Source organism: Zunongwangia profunda SM-A87 (genome assembly GCF_000023465.1).
Taxonomy (GTDB): domain Bacteria; phylum Bacteroidota; class Bacteroidia; order Flavobacteriales; family Flavobacteriaceae; genus Zunongwangia; species Zunongwangia profunda.
Genome location: NC_014041.1, coordinates 1,149,847 through 1,171,377, shown reverse-complemented (window position 1 = coordinate 1,171,377; position 21,531 = coordinate 1,149,847). Strand labels below are relative to the sequence as shown.

General features: G+C 35.0%; 17 protein-coding genes. 10 read left to right on the top strand and 7 right to left on the bottom strand.

Annotation, left to right across the window (positions count from 1 at the left end; translation table 11 throughout):
* The first annotated feature begins 144 nt into the window (after window positions 1–144).
* The 3 genes from hxlB to ZPR_RS05070 all read left to right on the top strand — a co-directional run bounded on the left by hxlB (window position 145) and on the right by ZPR_RS05070 (window position 2,060).
* Entirely contained in the window at window positions 145–729 is a 585-nt protein-coding gene (gene hxlB / locus ZPR_RS05080; protein ID WP_013070559.1) for a 6-phospho-3-hexuloisomerase, read from the top strand.
* A gap of 36 nt (window positions 730–765) precedes the next feature.
* Window positions 766–1,392, top strand: a complete 627-nt coding sequence (hxlA, locus tag ZPR_RS05075; protein WP_013070558.1) for a 3-hexulose-6-phosphate synthase — start codon at window positions 766–768, stop codon at window positions 1,390–1,392.
* A gap of 275 nt (window positions 1,393–1,667) precedes the next feature.
* A complete protein-coding gene (locus tag ZPR_RS05070; protein WP_013070557.1) occupies window positions 1,668–2,060 on the top strand; it encodes a response regulator in 393 nt (130 codons plus the stop codon).
* Between the two features lie 217 nt (window positions 2,061–2,277).
* Here ZPR_RS05070 and ZPR_RS05065 read toward each other — a convergent pair whose 3' ends face one another.
* Window positions 2,278–3,312: an LLM class flavin-dependent oxidoreductase gene (locus ZPR_RS05065; RefSeq protein ID WP_013070556.1), complete on the bottom strand. Its 1,035-nt coding sequence runs from the start codon at window positions 3,310–3,312 to the stop codon at window positions 2,278–2,280.
* Between the two features lie 35 nt (window positions 3,313–3,347).
* Entirely contained in the window at window positions 3,348–3,617 is a 270-nt protein-coding gene (locus ZPR_RS05060) for an ArsR/SmtB family transcription factor (RefSeq protein WP_013070555.1), read from the bottom strand.
* Window positions 3,618–3,837: 220 nt separating this feature from the next.
* On the opposite strand from ZPR_RS05060, the gene hemG reads away from it, so the two are divergent.
* Complete coding sequence (hemG, locus tag ZPR_RS05055) at window positions 3,838–4,365, top strand: menaquinone-dependent protoporphyrinogen IX dehydrogenase (RefSeq protein WP_013070554.1); 528 nt, start codon at window positions 3,838–3,840, stop codon at window positions 4,363–4,365.
* Window positions 4,366–4,438: 73 nt separating this feature from the next.
* Here hemG and ZPR_RS05050 read toward each other — a convergent pair whose 3' ends face one another.
* Window positions 4,439–5,311: a glycerophosphodiester phosphodiesterase family protein gene (locus tag ZPR_RS05050; protein WP_013070553.1), complete on the bottom strand. Its 873-nt coding sequence runs from the start codon at window positions 5,309–5,311 to the stop codon at window positions 4,439–4,441.
* A gap of 476 nt (window positions 5,312–5,787) precedes the next feature.
* Here ZPR_RS05050 and ZPR_RS05045 point away from each other — a divergent pair, with 476 nt between their 5' ends.
* The 4 genes from ZPR_RS05045 (at window position 5,788) to ZPR_RS05030 (ending at window position 10,611) form a co-directional block, all read left to right on the top strand.
* A complete protein-coding gene (locus tag ZPR_RS05045; RefSeq protein ID WP_148211655.1) occupies window positions 5,788–5,979 on the top strand; it encodes a hypothetical protein in 192 nt (63 codons plus the stop codon).
* Between the two features lie 333 nt (window positions 5,980–6,312).
* A complete protein-coding gene (locus tag ZPR_RS05040) occupies window positions 6,313–8,757 on the top strand; it encodes a DUF4114 domain-containing protein (RefSeq protein WP_013070551.1) in 2,445 nt (814 codons plus the stop codon).
* A gap of 99 nt (window positions 8,758–8,856) precedes the next feature.
* A complete protein-coding gene (locus ZPR_RS05035; protein WP_041578696.1) occupies window positions 8,857–9,393 on the top strand; it encodes a YfiT family bacillithiol transferase in 537 nt (178 codons plus the stop codon).
* Between the two features lie 87 nt (window positions 9,394–9,480).
* Window positions 9,481–10,611 (top strand): peptidase associated/transthyretin-like domain-containing protein, encoded by a 1,131-nt coding sequence (locus tag ZPR_RS05030; RefSeq protein WP_041578695.1) that lies wholly within the window; start codon window positions 9,481–9,483, stop codon window positions 10,609–10,611.
* A gap of 157 nt (window positions 10,612–10,768) precedes the next feature.
* On the opposite strand, the gene ZPR_RS05025 is transcribed toward ZPR_RS05030, so the two are convergent.
* Window positions 10,769–12,829 carry a tetratricopeptide repeat protein gene (locus tag ZPR_RS05025; RefSeq protein WP_013070548.1) on the bottom strand — a complete coding sequence of 687 codons (2,061 nt, stop codon included), beginning with the start codon at window positions 12,827–12,829 and terminating at the stop codon, window positions 10,769–10,771.
* Window positions 12,830–12,977: 148 nt separating this feature from the next.
* Between ZPR_RS05025 and ZPR_RS05020 the strand changes: the two genes are divergently transcribed.
* Together ZPR_RS05020 and ZPR_RS05015 are read left to right on the top strand one after the other, a co-directional pair.
* Window positions 12,978–14,225: an oligosaccharide flippase family protein gene (locus ZPR_RS05020; RefSeq protein ID WP_013070547.1), complete on the top strand. Its 1,248-nt coding sequence runs from the start codon at window positions 12,978–12,980 to the stop codon at window positions 14,223–14,225.
* 131 nt (window positions 14,226–14,356) lie between these two features.
* Entirely contained in the window at window positions 14,357–15,559 is a 1,203-nt protein-coding gene (locus ZPR_RS05015) for a glycosyltransferase (RefSeq protein ID WP_013070546.1), read from the top strand.
* A gap of 7 nt (window positions 15,560–15,566) precedes the next feature.
* On the opposite strand, the gene ZPR_RS05010 is transcribed toward ZPR_RS05015, so the two are convergent.
* Genes ZPR_RS05010 through ZPR_RS05000 form a run of 3 tightly spaced genes read right to left on the bottom strand, consistent with a single transcriptional unit; the run spans window position 15,567 to window position 21,425 of the window.
* Window positions 15,567–17,120: a glycoside hydrolase family 2 TIM barrel-domain containing protein gene (locus ZPR_RS05010; protein WP_041578694.1), complete on the bottom strand. Its 1,554-nt coding sequence runs from the start codon at window positions 17,118–17,120 to the stop codon at window positions 15,567–15,569.
* Window positions 17,110–18,336 carry a hypothetical protein gene (locus tag ZPR_RS05005; RefSeq protein ID WP_013070544.1) on the bottom strand — a complete coding sequence of 409 codons (1,227 nt, stop codon included), beginning with the start codon at window positions 18,334–18,336 and terminating at the stop codon, window positions 17,110–17,112. Before ZPR_RS05005 ends, ZPR_RS05010 begins: the two co-directional genes overlap by 11 nt.
* Complete coding sequence (locus ZPR_RS05000; RefSeq protein WP_013070543.1) at window positions 18,336–21,425, bottom strand: membrane protein; 3,090 nt, start codon at window positions 21,423–21,425, stop codon at window positions 18,336–18,338. Before ZPR_RS05000 ends, ZPR_RS05005 begins: the two co-directional genes overlap by 1 nt.
* Between the last annotated feature and the right edge of the window lie 106 nt (window positions 21,426–21,531).

The window sequence follows — 21,531 nt, the reverse complement described above, 5'->3', positions numbered from 1 at the left end:
CAAAACTAGCTAATCTCACCCAACATTTTTCATCAATAAGCAAATTGTACCACACATCTATCAAATCGTATACAAATTTGCGTAATGATGCCCTCTAATTTTGTGCCTCCCAAACATAGAGAATAATTATAAAGACGATTAGCTATGAAAAATAGAAATAATGCCAATTCCAGAATCAGCATTCAAAAAGCCTATGATATTATTATAAACGAGCACGTTAACCTATATCATTCTTTAAACTTCGAGAACATTGAAACTATCGAAGAAGCTTTAAAAAATGCAGATCGAATTTTTCTAATCGGGGCAGGTAGGACCGGCTTTATGGTAAAAGCGGCCACCATGCGTTTAATGCATTTGGGATATCAGGTACATGTTGTAGGAGAAACCACTACGCCGGCTATTGGTAAAGATGATCTACTCATTGCCGTGTCTGGATCTGGTACGACCAAGTCTATTATAAATGCGGCAGAGACTGCCTCTAAAAATGAAGCTCAAATTGTATGTTTTACCACAAACGATTCGTCGCCATTAGCACAACTTTCAAATTATACAGTTTTAATTCCTGCTGCAGGAAAACAGGAACATAAAAATGCTATTTCTCAGCAATACGCCGGGAGTCTTTTTGAACAGGGATTCCTACTATTATTTGATGCGCTTATCCAATACCTATGGAAGCAATCTGATAACAGTGCGGAGCAATTGTGGAAAATGCATGCCAACATGGAATAATTACGAACCAAAAATATAAATTAAACATAGAGGATTATGACTAGATTACAAGTAGCAATCGATTTGCTAAAAACTGAAGATGCTATTGCTTTGGCTACCAAAGTAGCTCCTTATATTGATATCATTGAATTAGGAACTCCGCTTATAAAGAGTGAAGGACTTAGTGTTATCACTGCAATGAAGGAAGCATTTCCAGATAAAAAAGTTTTTGCTGATTTTAAAACTGCAGATGCAGGTGCTCTGGAAGCCGAGATGGCTTTTAAAGCGGGAGCAGATTATATTACCATTTTGGGATCAATAGACGATGCCACCATTATTGGTGCTGTAGAAGCGGCTAAAAAATATGACCGCGCCGTAGTGGTAGATACTATTGGTGTTAAGGACCGTGTAAAACGTGCCCAGGAAGTTTCTAAACTAGGAGTAGAATTTGTAGAATTACACGCAGGTTTAGATGAGCAGGCAAAACCGGGATATTCTATCGATGTGTTAATCGACGAAGCTTCTAAAGCTGGTGTACCTGTGTCTATCGCTGGTGGTGTAAACAAAAATAGCATTGCTAAAGTAAAAGCATCTGGTGCTGTTGTAGCTGTAGCCGGTGGAGCGATCTACGGCGCTGAAGATCCAGCAGCAGCGGCAAAAGAACTAAAAGAGGCTTTAAGCTAAGCTTTTAGTATAGATTATTCAAAATTTAGATTTGTCATTAAGGCTGGTATTTTACCAGCCTTTTTTGTTTTTACATAAACTTTCTGCGCAGCAAGCTTCTTATTTATTATAAAATTATTTTTTATAACAAAGACTCCTATTTCTTCCCACTAATTTATCATCATGAGATTGGAGTATTCAACTTCAATCATCTATAAATATTAGATTTATAGATGATTTATTATTTTGTTTACTAAAACTATTTTTAGGTATATTTATTTACTAATGTATTAGAAATGAAATTCCAGAAACCAATACGAATTTTGGCTGTAGATGATAATCTGGTAAACCAGTTTTTAATACGGAGCATTATTTTAAAATTATACCCAAAAGCCGAAATTATTACTGCCGATACTGGAGAAGAAAGCATTGAAATATTTCGGAAATCGTCAAATTTTGATCTTATTTTAATGGATCTGCAATTACCGGGAATTAGCGGTTATGAAGCCAGTAAAAAAATAAAAAAATTGGTACAAGGTAAACCTACACCTATTGTTGCTTTAAGCGCCAGCAAAATGGAAGATATGATTAGCAAAGGAAAACCGGCAGGAATAGATGATTTTTTAAGCAAACCTATTTTACCGGAGACCACAAGAAAGATCTTAATAAAATATATCTTCGATAAATAACGTCTTATAAGATTTGAAGACTCCTTTTGAAGAAAATCAGAATACCCGGTGTAAGCTCACAAACTATGGACTGTAAAACTAATTAGCATCTCAAGCCATCGTGATAATTATGGATAGTGGGGAGTATACTATTTTTGTAGTTTGCCTATAAAAAACTGACTCGTCTTAATTTTAAAAGACCAGTCAGTATTATTTGATTTCAAGGTAGTAATTACAGCTAATTTTGTTTTTCTAAAGTTTTATTTTCTTTGTTGATTTCCTGCATTACTTCAGCAAAAGCAGTTACCGATTTTTTTCGATCTTCAGCATCGTACATCGCAGACACTGCGATTAGCTCGTCTACTTTAGTTTCCTCTAAAAATGCTTTCGTTTTCATTTTTACGCTTTCTTTACTTCCTACAAAAGAATATTTAAGCATTTGCTGTACCGAAGGATGCTGGAGTACCCCCCTTAGTTCTGAGGTCATAGGGGTTGGAGGCTTTAAGCCTTCTCTTTCTCCAGTTAGAATTCCTAAAAACATTCGGATTAAAGTAGTAAATAATTCGTTTGCTTTTTCATCGGTTTCGGCAATGATCACATTCACTCCGGCCATACAATAAGGGGCTTGTAAAACATCAGAAGGAGTAAATTCTTCTCGATAAATCTGTAATGCGTTATGCAGATGATTCGTTGCAAAATGACTTGCAAAGGCATAAGGTAAGCCTTTCTTAGCCGCTAAGTGTGCACTATCTGTGCTGGAACCTAAAATATACAAAGGCACATTGGTACCTTCAGCAATAGCAGCCCTAACATCTGAAGTTCTATTTTCTGCAGCAAAAAAGCGCTCTATTTTTTCAATTTCAGAAGGAAAAGATTGTGCAGCCTGCATAAAATCAGATCGTATAGCTCTGGCTGTTTTAGGATCTGTACCCGGTGCTCTTCCTAATCCCAGATCTACCCGATCTGGATATAATCTTGCAAGGGTACCAAACTGCTCGGCAATCACCAAAGGTGAATGATTAGGAAGCATAATCCCTCCGGATCCTACTCTTATTTTCTCTGTATTTTCTGCAATATAGCCCATTAATAAAGAGGTAGCACTACTACCTACATGCTCCATATTATGATGCTCTGCAAACCAAAAACGATGATATCCCTTAGCTTCGGCAAGTTTGGCTAAATCACGGGAATTGTTTAATGTTTCTTTATAAGTATTTCCTTTAGAAACATGTGCCAGTTCCAGGATCGAATATTTTATATCTTTCTTATTCATATATTTAAATATTTCAATATATTAATTACTAAAAATTAAAGGTTTTTTAGTGTATTCACATAGTTATCCAACAGCTTTTCATTAATGGAATAGGAATAAAAACGCCCTTCTTTATGTGGTAAAATAATATCTGCTTCGGTCAGCTTTTTTATATGATGACTAACCGAAGGCTGTGCCAAGGCTAAAGAAGTTACAATGGCAGAACAATCTAAATTACCATCATTAGCACGAATGGCTTTTAAAATAAGAAGTCGGTTACGATCTCCTAGTGCTTTTGTTATTTTTTCAACCTGTTTTAATTCCAAATCTATAATAGCCAGATTAATTCTTATTTGATTGGATCATACCAATTTTGGTATATATTAAGTAGCATTAAATTCTAAACCTTACAAAAAATTATAGCTATCTGAAAACACCCCTTTTAAGTGTGTAAATCTGGCAAAATTTCAGTAATTTAAAGCTTAAAATAAAGTCATGGCAAAAGACATATTTTGCTAATAAGTTAAGTTTTCAAAAGCTTAAAAAATGGAAAAAACAGTGGGAATATTATATTCTAGCGTAGATGGACAAACCCTTAAAATCTGTAAAGAAATTGTCACACATATAGAAAATGCAGGTTTTAAAACCGAATTATTCGATATTAATGACTTTCAAAGTTCAATCTCCAAATATTCCATTTTCGTAATAGGTGCCAGTATTCGCTATGGCAAGCACAATAAAAAAGTAACTGAATTTATTGAAACGCATAAAAATGAGTTGGAAAATACCAATTCGGCTTTTTTCTCGGTGAATTTAGTAGCCAGAAAACCAGAGAAAAGTCATTATAATACCAATCCTTATGTTATTAAATTCTTTAATGCCACAACATGGCAACCGAAATTAATAGATGTTTTTGCCGGAAGATTAGATTATCAATCCTATTCTTTTGTTGATCGTATGCTTATTAAAATGATCATGAAAATGACAAATGGTCCTACAAAAACAAATCAACCCATTGAATTTACTGATTGGAACCGTGTTAAAGCTTTTTCTCAGAAAATTCTTACTACCTAAAAGGCGATGAAAAAAGTCAATTTTACCTTTCTTAGAATAACTATGTAAATAAAGGGATTTTAAACATATCACCTTAAAATCGAAGATGTCTTTCCCTGGCTATTAAATATTCTAAAACAATATCTGGCCTGTCGGTTTGGATAATATTAATGCCTTTATTTAAAAAATATTCTAAAGTATCTGGATTTTGTTCAGCCGCCTTATCAAGTTTTCCTAATGCATTCGCAAAAACGGGCTTTTTATAATATTGCTGTACTTTTTTAATCAAAGCAGGGTTTCTATCCCGTTCTGAATTCCCTAAGTGTACAATATCCGGGTCTATATTTAGCATTGCTCTTTTAATCGCTCTGCGATTCATACTTACCTTGGTCATTCGCATAGCAGAAGGTAAATATTTATTGATTTTTCTCATTACATGATGTCTGCTTTCATAAAATACAACCGAATTAACAGCCTCTTGTTCTTTTATAACATCAAGTACTTTTTTCAAGTTTCTGGTATTTAATTTCAGATCTAAATCGAGTAAAATTTTGTCTTTGCTCAACATCAGAACTTCGGCAAGACTTGGTACAGAAAAAGGTGTTTCGTTTCCCTGATTATCGACTAGATTGAATTCGCAAATTTCTGCATACGTAAGTTTCCTTATTTTTCCTGTTCCGGTTGTCATTCGATCGATAGTTTTATCATGCATAAGAATGGGAATGCCATCTTTAGTTATTTGCACATCAATTTCTACGATATCAATATGATGATCTATTGCATCTTGAATTGCGGGAATAGAATTTTCTGGGTAATTAACATGCATTCCGCGATGTGCTGCGACCAGTATTACCGATGGCGAAGGATTAAAAAGACCTTCTTTGGCATATTCGAAGGCACTAAGGTCCTGTGCTTTACAACATTCAAAAATAAGTAATACAACTAATAAAACTTTATATCTTATCATCTTAAAAAATCGCTTAGCTTTTATTAATCCCTTAATTTCTATTCCAGATTAGAATCGTCATTTTTAAACTTAGTTTTTCTTACCAAATTAAACTATGAGCCTGGTCATTTATCTGCTAACAATTTTTGCTTTTCTTCGTGGTCTTAAAAAGTAGGAAGAACTAAATTCTTCCCACTTTTTTGTTAATGCACTAAACTGTTAAATATGAAGAAAAGTTTTTTGTTAGTACGAAAATATTAGAATCCATAGCATTATAAGTTATACGAAAGTTACCAAATGTTAATTCAATATTAGGCTTACTCCCTTTTTATCAGACTTCTAGAAACATAAATTTAATAGACAAAAAAAATCATTTAAAAACTTATAAAGTTTGCTTTTATATAGTAACATTGCGCCGAAAAAAATTAGCCTCTGGCTACAATAAAAGTATGCAAACAAGCATTAACCTTACAGAGTATTATCTAAAAAAAAGAAAAATGAACAACAAGACATTTAATCTCGAAATATTAGAGCCTATAGACTTCGAAAATCCATTTATAATAGAAAGTCTTATAAAAGAACGAATGCTAAACCACCTGGATGGTGAATATCATATTCAATCCGTAGATCTTTCTTTAAACAGGCGTGATAACTACGTACTTATCGTAGTTGTTAACCTTATAGACTAGCGCAGATTTAAGGCCTGTGCTCTATAAAGTACAGGCCTTAAATTAAACTATTTTAGTAAATTACCTTGGGGTAAGCCTACAAGCTATTCTTAAAAAATCATTTTTATTTCAAAGCATCACGATAATCATCGAGACCCTGAATTTATATCTATAGATCGAGTAAGTATTTGATAAGTCCTATCTACAAACACGCTTCTTCTTATAATCCTCTTTCTCCCTACTACAATTCATCCAAAATACTATGTCATTCACCGATAGTAAAAAATAACCTGTCGATAAAAAAAAGCGATCGCCTGGAACTCATTTATTTTCGTGTTATAAATCAACCAGGTTATGAAGCGAAAATTACTTTTTCTCAGTCTTTTAGTTTCCTTTATCGCAACTGCACAAAACTACCAGTTTTTAGGAACCTATGATAGCCAGGGAGTACCCGATTATTTAGAGGGTCGTGATGACATAAGTACTGAGACCATGAAAATGATCATGGATGCCCTGCCCGAAGGTTATCCGGTTCCAGATTACAATCCACATTACATCACTGCAGGTTATGATACCGATCTGATATTAGATAAAGATGCCGCCGTATGGGTTACTTTTGTAAAGGAAGGCGCAGGCTACAAAAATGTACTAGGATTTTACACTTATGATATCAATGCACCAAAAGTAAAAAAGCCGTTGCCAGAAGATATTACTATTATTTTCCCCAATGTTTCTGAAGGCGGATCTGGAGGCGGACTTCGTGCAGGATATAAAGTTAGAATCGGTGATTTTAAAGCGGGGACGGGCATTGGATGGGTGCTTTTGGCAAATGGCTGGAAAGGTTATGTTACCGCCGGGCAATGGCAGGTATTCTCCAATCCTGATTATAATCCTGAAGCGGATCCTGAATTACGAAATCACAACGTGCTACTTGCCGATCCAGAAAACGAACGCTTCATCCTTGGATTCGAGGATATAAGAAGAGATTATGCAAGTTGCGATCAGGATTTTAATGACGCCTTATTTTATGTAACTGCAAATCCTTACGATGCGATTAGAACAGCAAATTACGTAGATATAAAATCTGCTACCGATGTAAGCTCTGCCAATCTTGGCGGTCTGGAAAGTAATGGTGATCTAGCCTCGCTAATTGCCAAAAGAAACTTTAACCGAATTAAAGAAAACAATTTTAAAGATAGTAAACGTAAACAATCAAAATATAAAGCTCAAGGCCCATTTATGAAAAATTCCCAGGTGAATCTGGAATCCCTACTACCAGAAACCGGGATGTTTGGCTCTGAGCAATCTTATGAGTCTAGCCCGGAAGATCTTCTTTCGATTACCAATGCGAAAGAGATTTTCTCGGTAGATTATTACCAGGGTGATAAACGTGTCGCTGCCGCTTTAGCAACCTTAACTGATAACAGCATTTACGATCACTCTAAAGTAATTTGTGACCGATTAAATAGTTCGAGTTTAGAAGATATACGGACTATAAAATTAGCCGGACATGAAATTATTATGATTAAAATCCTTAGAGCCAGCGGGCAATTAGAATATGCTCTCAACTTTTCCATTCAGCTTAACGGATCGGCAGGAAATAAACTATACAGTTTCTGGAATATTGGGGATTATCCAAAAGGAGATTATGCAAACTTTCAAATTTGGGGAGGTTCTATGGGACAGGTAAGCACCTTGGCAAAACATGTTATCGACACCTTTAAAACAGCAAATGGTTTGAGTTTTAATACTGACGAAAGTGAGATTCCCAGTGTTTTTGTAAAAAAAGGAGTTTATAAAAATGGGCAATTACATCTGAAGATCAAAAATAATTCGGGTGCCGCAGCGGTTAAGCTTCAGGGAAATATGCGTGCTACCGAGGTCGCTTCATCAACTGCATTTAATCAAAATCTTGGATTAACTTCAGATTATGAAGAAGAAATTGTGGTAAATGCCGGAAGTTTATTCGATGTAGGACTGGAAATTCAAGGAAATAATTCACCAAAAGCAGACGCACTTTATTTAGCCGATGGTCCCTGGGGAATTGATTATGCCGATACCGAAACACGAATTAATAATTTTAGTATAGAAGAGGCTAATTTGGATAGTTTCAATAGTAATTCTTATCAAATTGAGAGAAATGTAGCTATAAATGGTGAACTCTATGGAACTTTAAATGTATTCAGAAACATTTTGGCCGGAGATCAACAATTTTATACTGATGGTTTTGAAGCCTTAGAATTTACTACAAAAAGTAATCTTCCGATTGAAGTGATTTTGGTAACCGAAGGATTAACAGACTGGAATAAAAGATATCGTTACGCCATAAATACGAATGAAGAAGGAAAAACCTACAACCTAAAATTATCAGATTTTCGCAATGATGCTGAAGGTTTTAAAGGCGAGCCGTTAAAAGGGGTAGTATTTTCAGTACAGGGGAATTATACCGCATTTCAGCAATTTAGTGTAAACATTGAAAATGTTCAATTCACAAACTTCAGGGAAATTCCTTCGCAGGAAAAACCTATTGCAGTAGTGGATACTCCTGTAAAGAAAGCTTATAATTATCCAAATCCTTTTAGAAATAATACAAGTCTTGTTTTACCAAAATCAGGAAAAAAAGCGAAGGTGATGATCTTTGATATGGGAGGTAAAATGGTACATCATAAAGAATACGAGTTGGATAACGGAAAAATAGAAATCCCGATACAATTAAAAAGCGTCCCACCGGGAATCTATAACAGTATAATTATCGTAGATAATAAGGATAAATCCCAAATAGGATTAGTGGTAAACTAATGATTGGTTAGTTGGTTAGGTTAGTTATGAGTGAAAGTGCCGGGAGTGGTTACCCGGCATTTTCTTTTTTATTACATTCGTTTTTTAATCTTTTGTATTATGAATATCGAGCAACTAAAATACCCTATTGGCACTTTCCAAAATCCTTCAGAAATTACTTCAGAACAGCTTGAAATCTGGACAAAAGACATTGCAGAATTACCTTCCAAAATAAAGAATATCGCCAATAATCTTGCTGAAGAAGCATTGTCCTGGCAGTATCGACCAGAAGGCTGGACGATTAAACAGGTGATTCATCATTTGGCAGATAGCCACATGAATAGCATCATCAGGTTTAAAATTGCTTTAACCGAGGATAATCCGTCGATTAGAGGTTACGATGAAACCGCATGGGCAGAACTTGATGATTATTCGTGCGATATTCAGCAAAGCCTGATATTATTGGTAGGCTTACATCATCGTTGGATAAAATTAATCGATAATTTTACAGAAGATGATTTGAAAAAAACCTTTTACCATCCTGAGAGACAACAAAAATATACATTGAAAACTGCCATTGGTATGTATGCCTGGCATTCTAATCATCACCTGGCACATATCGAACAGGCGATTAAGTTTAAGGGAAAATTTGAGTAATTTGGAAAACATATAGAGGAAATTTTTATGGTTTGCCGTTATGTTTCTTTTTCTTATTTTACCCAATATTAAAAATGATCATACTTTATGTTTCCCTCTAATCATGTGCTAAAAGTACTATTGATAATAGCATCTTTCATCTTTTCGCTTAATGGCCTAGCTCAGCAAGCCCTAATCTTGGATTCGTTAAGTTTACAGCCTATTCCCTATGCTAATTTGGAATTTGGAAATCATCAGGGAAGTGTAAGTAATGAAGAGGGAATCATATTCGTCCCAAAAAATCATAATCGATACATCCTTTCGCATTTGGGGTATCAAACTAAAAAATTAAATCCAAATGATCTTAAAGATACCCTATATTTAAAAGCCCTTGCTTATAATCTAGACGAAGTTGTATTGCATAACTTTAATGCGAAGGATACTATTTTAAAGGCATTCAGAAACATTCCGAAAAACTTTTTATCACAACCTTATAATCAGGAAGGCATATTTAGGTACAGTTTAAAAGAAAACGGCAAGGGTGTGGAAATGATTGAAACCGACTTTTTATCTTATAAGCCTAGGCTGGAGGATGAGAATATGACCAAAATTTATGAAGTTAAAAAAACAGAAAAATATAAGAAAATAAACCTTCTAAGTGGTGTGGCCGAGTTTTTAAATTTGATGGATCCCACTTTATCAAACGCTCCCGTATTAGAAAAACTAAAAACACTGAATTTTAACTACGCTGGACGTATTGATAATAAGCATGAAACTATTTATAAAATCGAAATCTATAAAGAAGATAACTCAGCAATTGGGCATATTTTTCTGAGCAAAAAAAATCTGGCCCTCAAAGAGATAAAAGTAGAATATTTTAGAACTGCCCAATCCCCATTAACTCAAGAAGATCCAAATTATACCACAAGGGTTGCTTCACTAATTAAAATAAATACTTCTGAAAATGGTAAACAGTTTTTGTCTTACGCTGAAATTACTAATGATATAAAATCACTTTTTAAGAACGACTCTATTTATGATTTCCGGATAAAAGGGAAAATCGCTTTCAACAAATTAATAGAAGGTAAAGAAGTAAAAAAATTTAATAGCAATTATAATTCTAAAAAAGCTTTTAATAAAACCGTAGCGAAATTTAAGCAAAAACAAAAATGGACCAATAGTGAAATGCTACCTATGACTAGTGAAGAACTAGAGATCCTAAACCATATTTATAATTAGTTTACTTATTTGACAATAGAGATTAATTTCACTGGTAACAATTGCTTTAGTTATCCGGGATGTCTAGACATAAAATATTCTTCTAACAACTACCTCACGGCAAGCCGTGAGGTAGTTTAGTTCACGGTACCTTAACACATTAAGGTTATGATTCTAACTATCTGGTTTCAAACACAGGTCTATTTAAAAATATCCATTTCAATCGGAACCCAATTTCAGTAAATGTAAATCCCGCAGCAGTGGCTGAAGCAATGTTACTTCGAGTGCCATAAAAATTCGCTAAACAACGCTCTGAAAACTTATACCCGAATTTCCCCTGGATACGATAGGTTGATTGTTTAGGATCATCTTCGATAAACTGGTAACCTACCGCAGCTGTTAAACCATAAAACAAACCTTTGGTTTCTACCGCATTTTCATCCATCAGGAAGTCAGCAAATACCTCAACTGCATTAAATCGCGACGGACTAAAATAAATCGTAGGCACCTGATTTTTAAAACTCAAAAATTGATAATTAATCCCACCTTTTAATACCGGCTTGGATAAAAAATTATAATATAACGAGGTGAACAACAAATTTCTGCTATTCTCATCACTCTGTGAACTATAATAATACTGCGTAAACCATCCCAAATTAAAATTGGTGCCCATATTATAATTCATGTAGTAATTATTCACTACAATTTCACGATCTAAAAGATCGGCATTAAAGTTTTGTACTTCGCGATTATAACCAACTTCTAAATCTTGCAATTTATAAGGCTTAATTTTGAAGAAAGCCTGAGCCAAAAACTGGTTGTAATTATTACTAAAAGAGTTCGCCGAATTAATTCCGCCTAAAACATGAAAACTCGCTTTTGGATGAAATTTATAGCTACCACCTAAACTGAAATTGTTAGAGGAAGCTTCATTTTCAGTAATACTATTTCTGGTTTTTCGATAGTTGTAATTGGCATTAAAGCTTAATTTTGTACTTACCGGAAATTCAATATTGGTGTTTGTAGCATAGGCCTTATTATCCCCATTATCGAACGTATAATTTATTTTTTCTTCTATTACTGGAGTAAAACTGCGGTCTAACTTTCCTATAAAATTAGTCGCATCTTTTTGATTGGGAAAAACCTTTAAAGTTTGATAAGCCGCATCGTAGGCATTTTTTGTCTCTCCATCTGCGAAATAGGCATTGGCAATCCCTAAATTTCCATCAAACGAAGCGGTATCTTTTTCTAAAATTTGCTGATAATCGGCAATGCTTTCTTTAAAATCACTTCTATACATTCCTAAAGTAGCGCGTAGTGATAGTACCCAGTTCTCTTCGCCATAGGTAGTTATTAATTCTGAAATATAAGCTTCAGCATTCTTAAAATCTTTGTTCCATACAAGAGTTTGAGCATAACGCTCTCTGGATGCCTGGAGCGAAGTTGAATCGCCTAAAACCTCGGCTTTTTCAATCGCTTTTCCCGCAAGTGACTGAGCTTCTTTTTCATTTTCTGCAATATGTGCAGCTAGAGCCATTCCGTTTAGCGCTACAATACTGTCTTTAGCATTTTTAGCCAATTCTAGATACACATTTTTTGCTTCTTCGGTCTCTTTAGTGATCAAATAGATGTTGGCTTTATTTAGCAAAGTTTCCCGGTCACCAGAAAAGTCTTCTAAATTTTTATTTAATAAACTAATCGCGGGCTCATACTCCTGATTTTGCATTTTTTGATAGGCAAATCCTAAGCGAATATATTTTTTAGATACCATTGCATTTGGATTACCGGGAGAAGTTTCTAAAGCACGATTTACATAAAGCAATGCATTATCATATTCCTTTAAATTAGAAAGGGTGTTGGCAAAACCTAAAAGTGCCGCAAAATTTTCAGGATATCTTTGCACAAGATCGCTGTAGTATTCCTTAGCTTTATTAAAATGACTTCCCCATAAAAGAGATTCGGCATAATTTAGCTCGATTTCTATATCGCCAGGATATTCTTCCAGTAATTCTGTAAAAATTGAAGTTGCTTTTTGCGGTTCCCCATTTAGTCCTACGGCCCTACCATAACATAAATTTGCAGTTTTGTTATCGGGATACTCTTTAAGGATTGCTTCAAAAAAAGTTTCAGCTTTCGCAAAATTTCCTTTCTCTAAATAGCCAAAACCTTCTTGCATGTCTTGTGCAGATAATAGCTGAATGCCAAAAAACAATAAAAATAATAGGTTAAGTTTTTTCATGGGTACTAGGTTAATTTTTGTAGTTGCAAGTTAAGTCTGTTTTAGTCTTCATTCATCTACATAAAACTTCCGCTCAACGAAATAGAATCCCTTTTCACTGAAATCTCTTGGATATTTGTTCCGATATCTAATCTAAAACCAAGTTAAAATGACTGTATCACAACTAAAGGTAAGAAAAATAACACCCGAACAGTTTTTTATGCTTAGTGCAATGGGCGTTAATTTAGGAAACTACCTATATAATTTACTGTTAGGTAGAATTTTAGGCCCAGAGCAATTTGCTAATGCAGCGATATTAATCACTTTTTTGCTGGTACTGTCTTTTATAGCAATGACGTTCCAATTAACCGTTGCAAAGTTCACCGCCGGTTATGAAACTGAAAAACAACTTCATTTTCTTAATTATGTAAAAAAGGCCAGTCTTATCATTGGTATATTGGCATCCCTTGCAGTGGTATTATTTGCGGGACAACTACAGCAGATTTTTAATACCGATAGTAAATGGATGTTTATCATATTTGGCGTGGGAATACCACTTTACTTCTTAATGAGTGTAAACAGAGGATTTTATCAGGGAAGTAAAAGTTTCTATAAACTTTCGGCCACCTATCAAACCGAAATGTTTAGCAGATTGATCATCACACTTCTTCTGGTAACGCTTTTGGCTAATGGATCATCTGTTTTAATAGCATCTGGAATTTTGATCTCATTCATTTTCGGACTGATCCCCTTTAAAAACAGCGGAAACTTTTTTACTAAAGTAACTTTAGAAACGAACGATCGTAAAAATCTTGTAAACTTTATTGCTATCACTGCTTTCTATGAGCTTACACAAATCATCATTAACAACAGTGATATTTTATTGGTAAAACATTATTTTAACTCTTATGACGCAGGCTTATATGCTTCTTTAGCTTTAATAGGACGATTAGTGTACTTTGTAGCATGGATGTTTGTAATGATCTTATTGCCAACCGTAGTGCAAAAAAAGAAGAATGGCGAAAATACCTTACCCGTGCTTTTTAAATATGTTGGTTTCGTAAGCCTTTTAGCAGTAAGCATAGTTACGGTAACATTTTTCTTCCCAGAGTTTATTATAAACATCATGTTTGGAGAAGCCTACACTAGTATTGCTCCACTATTATGGAAGTATGCTATGGCCACATCCCTTTTTGCAATCTCTAATGTATTTGTGTATTATTTTCTATCGATCGATAAATATATGCCGGTGGCTTTATCTGGTGTCTTTGGCTTAGGCCAGGTAGGATTAATTGTTTTCTTTCATAATTCTTTAAATCAGGTGGTTATTGTACAGATAATTATTATGATGATGTTGCTTTTCATTCAACTTGTTTATTTCTTTTACCAACACAAAAAGAAAACTCACCTACAGTAATTTACCATTTATCGAAGAAGAAAAAATAAAGATCGCTTTTAATGGATATTTGAATCACAATTAAACAATGAACGAGGAATTCCTCGAAAAACTAACTCCTCTCAAAAAGAGATTTTAAAACCAAATTTACCATGAAACTAGCAATTGTAACAGCATTCCCTCCTAGTAAAGTAACCTTAACGGAGTATGGATATCATTTGGTAAAGCATTTTGCTTTAAAAGATGAGGTTGAAGAGATCGTATTGATTACAGATCATACAGAAGAAGAAAAGCAAATTGACTTTGATGCGAATTGCAAGATCACCGTTAAAGATTGCTGGAAGTTTAACAGCTATTCCAATATTATAAATATATACAAGGCAATTTCCGCTGAGAAACCAGATGCCATCTTATTCAATCTTCAGTTTATGAAGTTTGGAGACAAAAAGGTAGCTGCAGCATTAGGTTTAATGCTTCCTATGATCTTCAAGATTAAAAGAATACCTACAATTGTTTTATTGCATAATATTTTGGAAACCGTAGATCTTGAAAAAGCCGGATTCACTCAGAATAAGTTAATGCAAAAAATGTATAATCTTATAGGTTCTACCCTTACAAGACTGGTATTACAGGCAGATCTTGTAGCGGTAACCATTAGTAAATATGAGTATATCCTAAAGTCAAAATATAAAAAGAAAAACGTCATGCTAATTCCGCATGGTGCTTTTGAAACCCCTGCTGAACCGAGTTACGATCTACCTAAGGGTCCAAAAAAGATCATGACTTTTGGCAAATTTGGCACCTACAAAAAAGTAGAAATCTTAATTGAAGCAATCGAGAAGTTAAGAAAGACTTCTAAGCAGGAAATGGAGATTGTTATTGCAGGAACCGATAGTCCAAACACTCCAGGTTATATTGAAAGCATGAAAGAAAAATATAAAAATGTTCCTAATCTTACATTTACCGGTTACGTTGAAGAAAAAGATGTACCGGTAATCTTCGGAGAAAGTGCGGTAGTTGTATTTCCCTACACCTCAACTACCGGCAGCTCCGGAGTGTTACACCAGGCCGGCAGCTACGGGAAAGCGGTCGTACTTCCAGATTTAGGAGATCTGGGTATTTTGGTAAGGGAAGAAGGCTATCGTGGGCAGTTTTTCACGCCTTCTAATGCCGATTCTCTGGCCAAAGCAATCGATGCTATTATCTCTAACGATGGCTATAGAGTAGAGCTGGGAAAAAGAAATTATAAAGCTAGTTGTTCGTTACCTATGGAAAAAATTACAGATATGTACTTAGAACAGTTTCATCGAATTAAAAATAAAAATTTCAAAAACGGAATGAGCGTAGTTCAATAGATTGGTGTTAGTGAGTTATATATTTAAAAGCAGGCTTAGGTTCTCCTTTCTGGTCTAAAAAGCCAAAGAATCTTTGCCTGCTTTTTCTCCATGGCAACCTCCCCACTACCGCTGTAGGAACTTCCTTAAAATCGTATAAAGTCCAAGACATAAATGCAAGGTTTTCTTTTTTAAAGAAGTCTTGCATTTTTTTATGATAATTGGCCTGATCTTCCTCATCGGTACCAAAAGGATTCCATAAACCGTGATAAGAGCTCATCCCAAATTCTTGCATCACGATAGGTTTATTTGGAATTTCTTTCTCTAGAATTTTGAAATCTGAGTCCAGTTTTTCAAAATCTTTATAAAAATGAAAAGAAACAAAATCTACTTCTTTCTTTAAATTTATCGCAGCTTCAGGTGACGACCAACCAATAGTTATTAAATGGTTTGGATCGTATTTTTTAATCTCATCAGCTATGTGAGACAACCACTGCACTACCAAATCTTTCCCACGACTATCAAAGTCAAGATCAGGTTCATTTTTTAAATCCCAGGCCAAAATTGCCGGATGCTCTTTAAAAGAAGAAACAATCTGTTGGGCATGGCGATGCGTTAAGGTCCAGTCTAAAACCGAATAATCGCCATAAAAATCAAACAAAGTAACCACTACCTTTAATTGATTTTCTTCGGCCAAATCCACAACTTTTCTTAGCTTTTCTAATTTTTGCGGAAGCACTTCAGCTTTGCCAAAATCTTCATACTGAATAAAAATACGAATACTGTTTAATCCCGCGTTTTTTATAATTTCGAAATCCCTGGCAATCGTATCACTACTGAAGTTTTCTCCAAACATATCCCAGGGCGATTCCTTTGGATAATAATTGATTCCCTTTATTTGAAATTCATTATTTTGAACATAAATTTTATTGCCTTTAACCGCTGCTATCTTACTTGTAACAACTGAATCTTCTTGAGAAGTAGTCGCTTGTTTTACCATATGCCGAATACGCCAAAAACCATCTTCCAAAAGCATCATGACCCTATACGAAGATGTATCCTGATGCGTCAATAACTTTTGATCCTGCTCATAAACTTCCTGATATTCGATCACATCATCATCAGTAATCACTACCAGTTGTCCATCAGCACTATAAAATTCTAATTTAGGATGGTGGTTTAAAGTAGTAGCCTCTATATGAATATCATTCTCTTTATTAAACGCAATGGTTTTAAAAAGGTTTACGCGTGAACTATCAGTATAATAATCTTCAATTCCATAGGGATTATTGGTTTTATACGCCACGTGTTTTACATACCAGGCATTTAAATAATCCTGCTGAATTTCACCTAAAGTCTGTTCTTCCATGAGCCTGCCGGGATTCTCTAAACTTCCCCATTCGATATTTGGTAAATACACCTCTTTACTTAAAACTTCGGTATGCAACATTCCGGTGCGCTCGGCTCCAGTATTTAACCATGCTAACACCGAGCTTAACCCAAAAAGTACCAGCGCATTTAGCGCCACAAAAGTGACGATTAAACCAGCCCGATAAATATTCTTATTCATCTTATTCTTCATAATTCAATACGTCTGTGGTTTTACTTTTACCCAAAGCTTCGATTTTAAAACTATAGGTGTTTTCAGGATAAAAACTTTTAGGAAGTTTAAAAGTTACAAAACCATTGTTTGAGGTTTCCTGCTTTACTTCAACTAATGTATTTTGGTGATAAATGTATAATTTCACTACCGCCCCATCTGGGATCAGTTGTTGCATAAAACTTTGCAAAGGCCCCACTTTAATGCTTCTATTCTTATTATAAAAATCGATTTCAAAATCTTTCAAAGCCTGTCTAAAGCTAATTTCAAGGACATTACTTTCAGCCAGGCCGGTCACATATCCTTTTATTTTCCAGGTATCGGGATGATCGGGATGAATTATTTTTGCCGTTGCCATACCTTCAATGGAACTTCCCCGAGTGGTAAGTATCGTTCCCGCTTCATTCTCGATATAAAATGAAACCAATGTCCCATCGCTAATCGTATTTCCCCATTCGTCTTTAATTTCTGAAGTAGTGAACTCTGTAATCTGGTTGCCATCAGCAAAATCATGATTTCTAAAGGATGAAATCTGAAAATCGGTGGCGTTTGAAGGAAAAACATTGGTCGTTAATTCGATCGAGTTTATCCCTAAAACCGTGGAAGAAACATTTATATTCCCTGCTTTTCGATAGGCCATAATATTTTTCCAGGCCATTAATTTTTCAGTAAAAATTTCTACGGAATCAATCACTTCGTAAAATTGTTTATGGAGCATTACGCGGGTACTATCGGGTAAAGGGTTATCCATCGCATCCATTGGGACCACGACTAACATCGAATAATCACGATCGCCAGCCTGAATGCTACGTGGGCCAAAATAACTTTCGATGACCGTTTTTGAGGCTACTTTTGGTAAAATCTCGAAACTTCCGGTTTTTAATTGTTCGTCATTTTTCAGTACAATCCAGTTTAACTTTCCGCTTTTGGAGCTTAAAAATTCAGGAATAGAAAAAACACCTCCATTTTCTATAATTTCAGGTTTTAAAACTATTTTGGAATAGGAATGATGAAGATACAGTTTACAGTCTTCATCGATATTATTGAAATTCAACTGAATTGTTTCTCCTGCTATATATTCATTTTTGGCATTTAAAAGCGTTATTTTTTCTGCTTCAATTTCAGCGTAAAAGTATCCAAAAGAAGAGCCTGTAACAACCAAACTCAGCAATATGATGATCTTAATTTTTAGACTCATTATTTTGGATTTCCTACGTAATTATTCAACTCTAATTTAATAAAATGATAGCCCTTTCCCGCCAGCGTCTGCATTTGTTCTTTTGGATGTTGCTCCTGTCGATCTGGAATTACTTTTATCGCGATTTCCTTATTGGGTAAACCATTAACAAAAATATTTTCCATCGAGGAATTAATAATTGTTACCATTTCAAGATTTGGTAAATCGTAATCAAAATATTGTTTTCGCTGTACCCGCACGCCTTCTCGCATAAAATCCTGATTCACCCAAAGGAGTTCTTTATTTTCGTCATAATACGAAAAAATTAGTTCTGGAATGGTTACTTCCTGAATACCATAATTAAAAAGGGTTCCCGAAATTTTATCCTTTTCGTATTTTATATCGGCTACTGCTACGTATTTATACAAATCGGTATTGGCTACATTTCCCGCACACTGTAAATTAAATTTTGTAGGTGGTTCTGGTAATTCTACTGGCGTAAATTCATCTGGATCAAAAGTCTCCGGAATTTTATCTTTTTTCCCCAACCAGGCGATCCCTTCAAAATCGACTCTAAAACTGCTAATTTCCTTCGGAAGTAATTTATGGCTCATCACATATTTTGCACTATAGCCGGCAAGTTCTTTGTTGTCGTCGTTGTATAAAGTTCCTTTGATCACCACATCGGCAGGAACATTATCTACATTCTGAATCTCTCCTATAATTGCATAACGATCGCCCTTTTTCACCAATTTTGCTGAAAGCACCTCTAACACCGGCTGTTTTAAAACATCCTGATGATAGGTTTGCTGTGTGGTAATTCGTCGACGGCCATGATTATAAAACTGCGTTAGATTATCAGAAAATAACTGATCTGGCGGAATATCCAGATCGTAAGTACTCGGTTTTATAAACCATTTTCCGCCTATTTTTACCACATCATGTTCGTAGGTTTTATCGATCTTTTCAAGTGGAGTAATCCACTGGGTATGTGCTAAGATTTTTGCTCTGCCTTTAGACTCGCTCAAAACCTCTAACCCAATCGAATCCATTTTTGCATAGGAACTTAAAATCCCATCGGTCACAGAAACTTCCAACATATACTGCGCAATGGTTACATCGCTTTTGGGATCTAAATAGGAGTGTGCCCTTTCAAACTCTTTAAAATCGAGTGCATCGTAATAAGATCTTACCACATTTTCAGCACTAATCTGTGTCGCATTTTTAATATAGAATAGATAAATTCCGTAGAAAATAACGCCACATAAAATCACCGCCCAAAGATGACTAATCTTGATAAGTTTCCAACTAAAGCTATTATAAGTGGTTTTAAATCTTAGGAAATCGGGTTTCTCGGGAATTTTAATTTTAAGTGTTTGAAACCAGATTAGCTGGATATTAATAAAAAATGCGATAAGTACCGTTAAGATAGGAATCACGCCCCTCATAATTTTTAGAAAAACTGGTACATCTTCTTTTGGAAGAATTTTGCTTAGTGGTGGGACGTTTAATTTTTCCCAAACCATAATTCCGTTTTCTAACTGCTGAAGTCGCTGCCAACCTGAAAAATATAGAATAGGATCGTAAAACTTATCGTTTGAAAATATATATTTTAAGTTATACTTCTCAGGGACTGTAAGAAACTGTTGCAAGGAACCAATACCTTCTACTCCCCGGAATTTTGAATTTTCCAATCGCTCTATTGCCCTGGTTGTTAATTCGGGCAAACGCCTGGCGCTATGGTAATTCCCATCTACGGTTAATGCATTTGTTTGTGCTGATAGCCATGCCATCTGGTCACCAAACCCCAAAGTTAAGAAACGCCAGTGATCATGTTGATCCTGATTAAGAAAATTGGTAATTGGTAAGGTTTTTATTTTTTGCGGCTGCATAGGTCTAAAATACCCAAGTGTAATCGTAAAAATAGTCATGGATAGAAACATTCCTACCAAAACAGCACCCAAAACGCGATGATACACTGCACCTAATTTCTGTTGAATTTTCCATCGCAAGTCACCTTCAGTAAAACGATAGCCAAACTCCCCGAATATCGGTAAGGCCATAATCGATGCCCATAGGGTAAATCGATCTAAAGTTAAAATATTAAAAGCGGTATCACCTAACATAATTTTTGGAATTGGGGTAGTTCCACCTGTTCCTAAAATCGTCAGTAAAGTAAACGAAAGACCAAAAAAGATATAGCGTTTTGAATAGTATCGATAAAAAATATAGGGTAACAGAAATAATAAAATTCCCCATGGAATGGTAAAGAATACCAATCCAGAAGATGTTATTTCCAGAAAATTATCCCGACTGCCATGCGGTATTGGTACCTGCGTAATCGGATTCTTTTTTGAGTTGATCCAATAAGGCAAAATACAGGCAACGATTATGACCAGCGATATTCCCCCAAAAACCACGATACGCTTAAAAGCTTCAAAAAAAGATTTCAGAAACACTTTAAATGTAACTTCTTTTATATTATTTACTCTTTCTCTGGAATTATCCATTACCGCCATACCGATTAAAGGAAAGATAAAAAAGACCATTCCAAAAATAGGAGTTACATGATGCGAAGTCACTGTTACCGCTAACAAAGAGATCGCTCTTACCAGCGAACCTATTTTTCCGGTTTTAATCCACATATAAATTTCAGGCATACAATGCATTAAAACCGAAACCCCCACGATGCTGGGTAATTGACCAAAAATATGCAGTGTTTCTACAAAAGATGAAGAGAATACCGCTAAAAGAGCTGCATATCCGGCTGCTTTACGATCCCCCAGCATCATTAAAGAAAAACGATAGACCCCAGTGATAAAAAGAATTATTGCTATAATCCCAACCGTAAACAAACCAAATTTAAGTCCGCCAATATAACTTAACAATCCCATCGCCTGATGCACCAGCGGCGGATACCCCATAACGGTAAAGCCGGTATACCATTCATAGTTCCACGGTTCCCACCAGCTATTAGCATAATGGTCTGCAAAGAATAAATGAATTAAGGCATCGTAAGTATTTTCTATAGTAAAGAAAATCGCCGTTCCATGAAAAAGAACACCAATAATAAGGGCTACTATTAAGTATTTATTAGTTTTTTCCTTCATTCGTTATATACCTCTTATAAAACTACGATAAATATAAAAGAATGTTTAACCTATAAGCCATCCATTTATCGATACAATTTAACCATTCATCTAACTATAAAGGAAG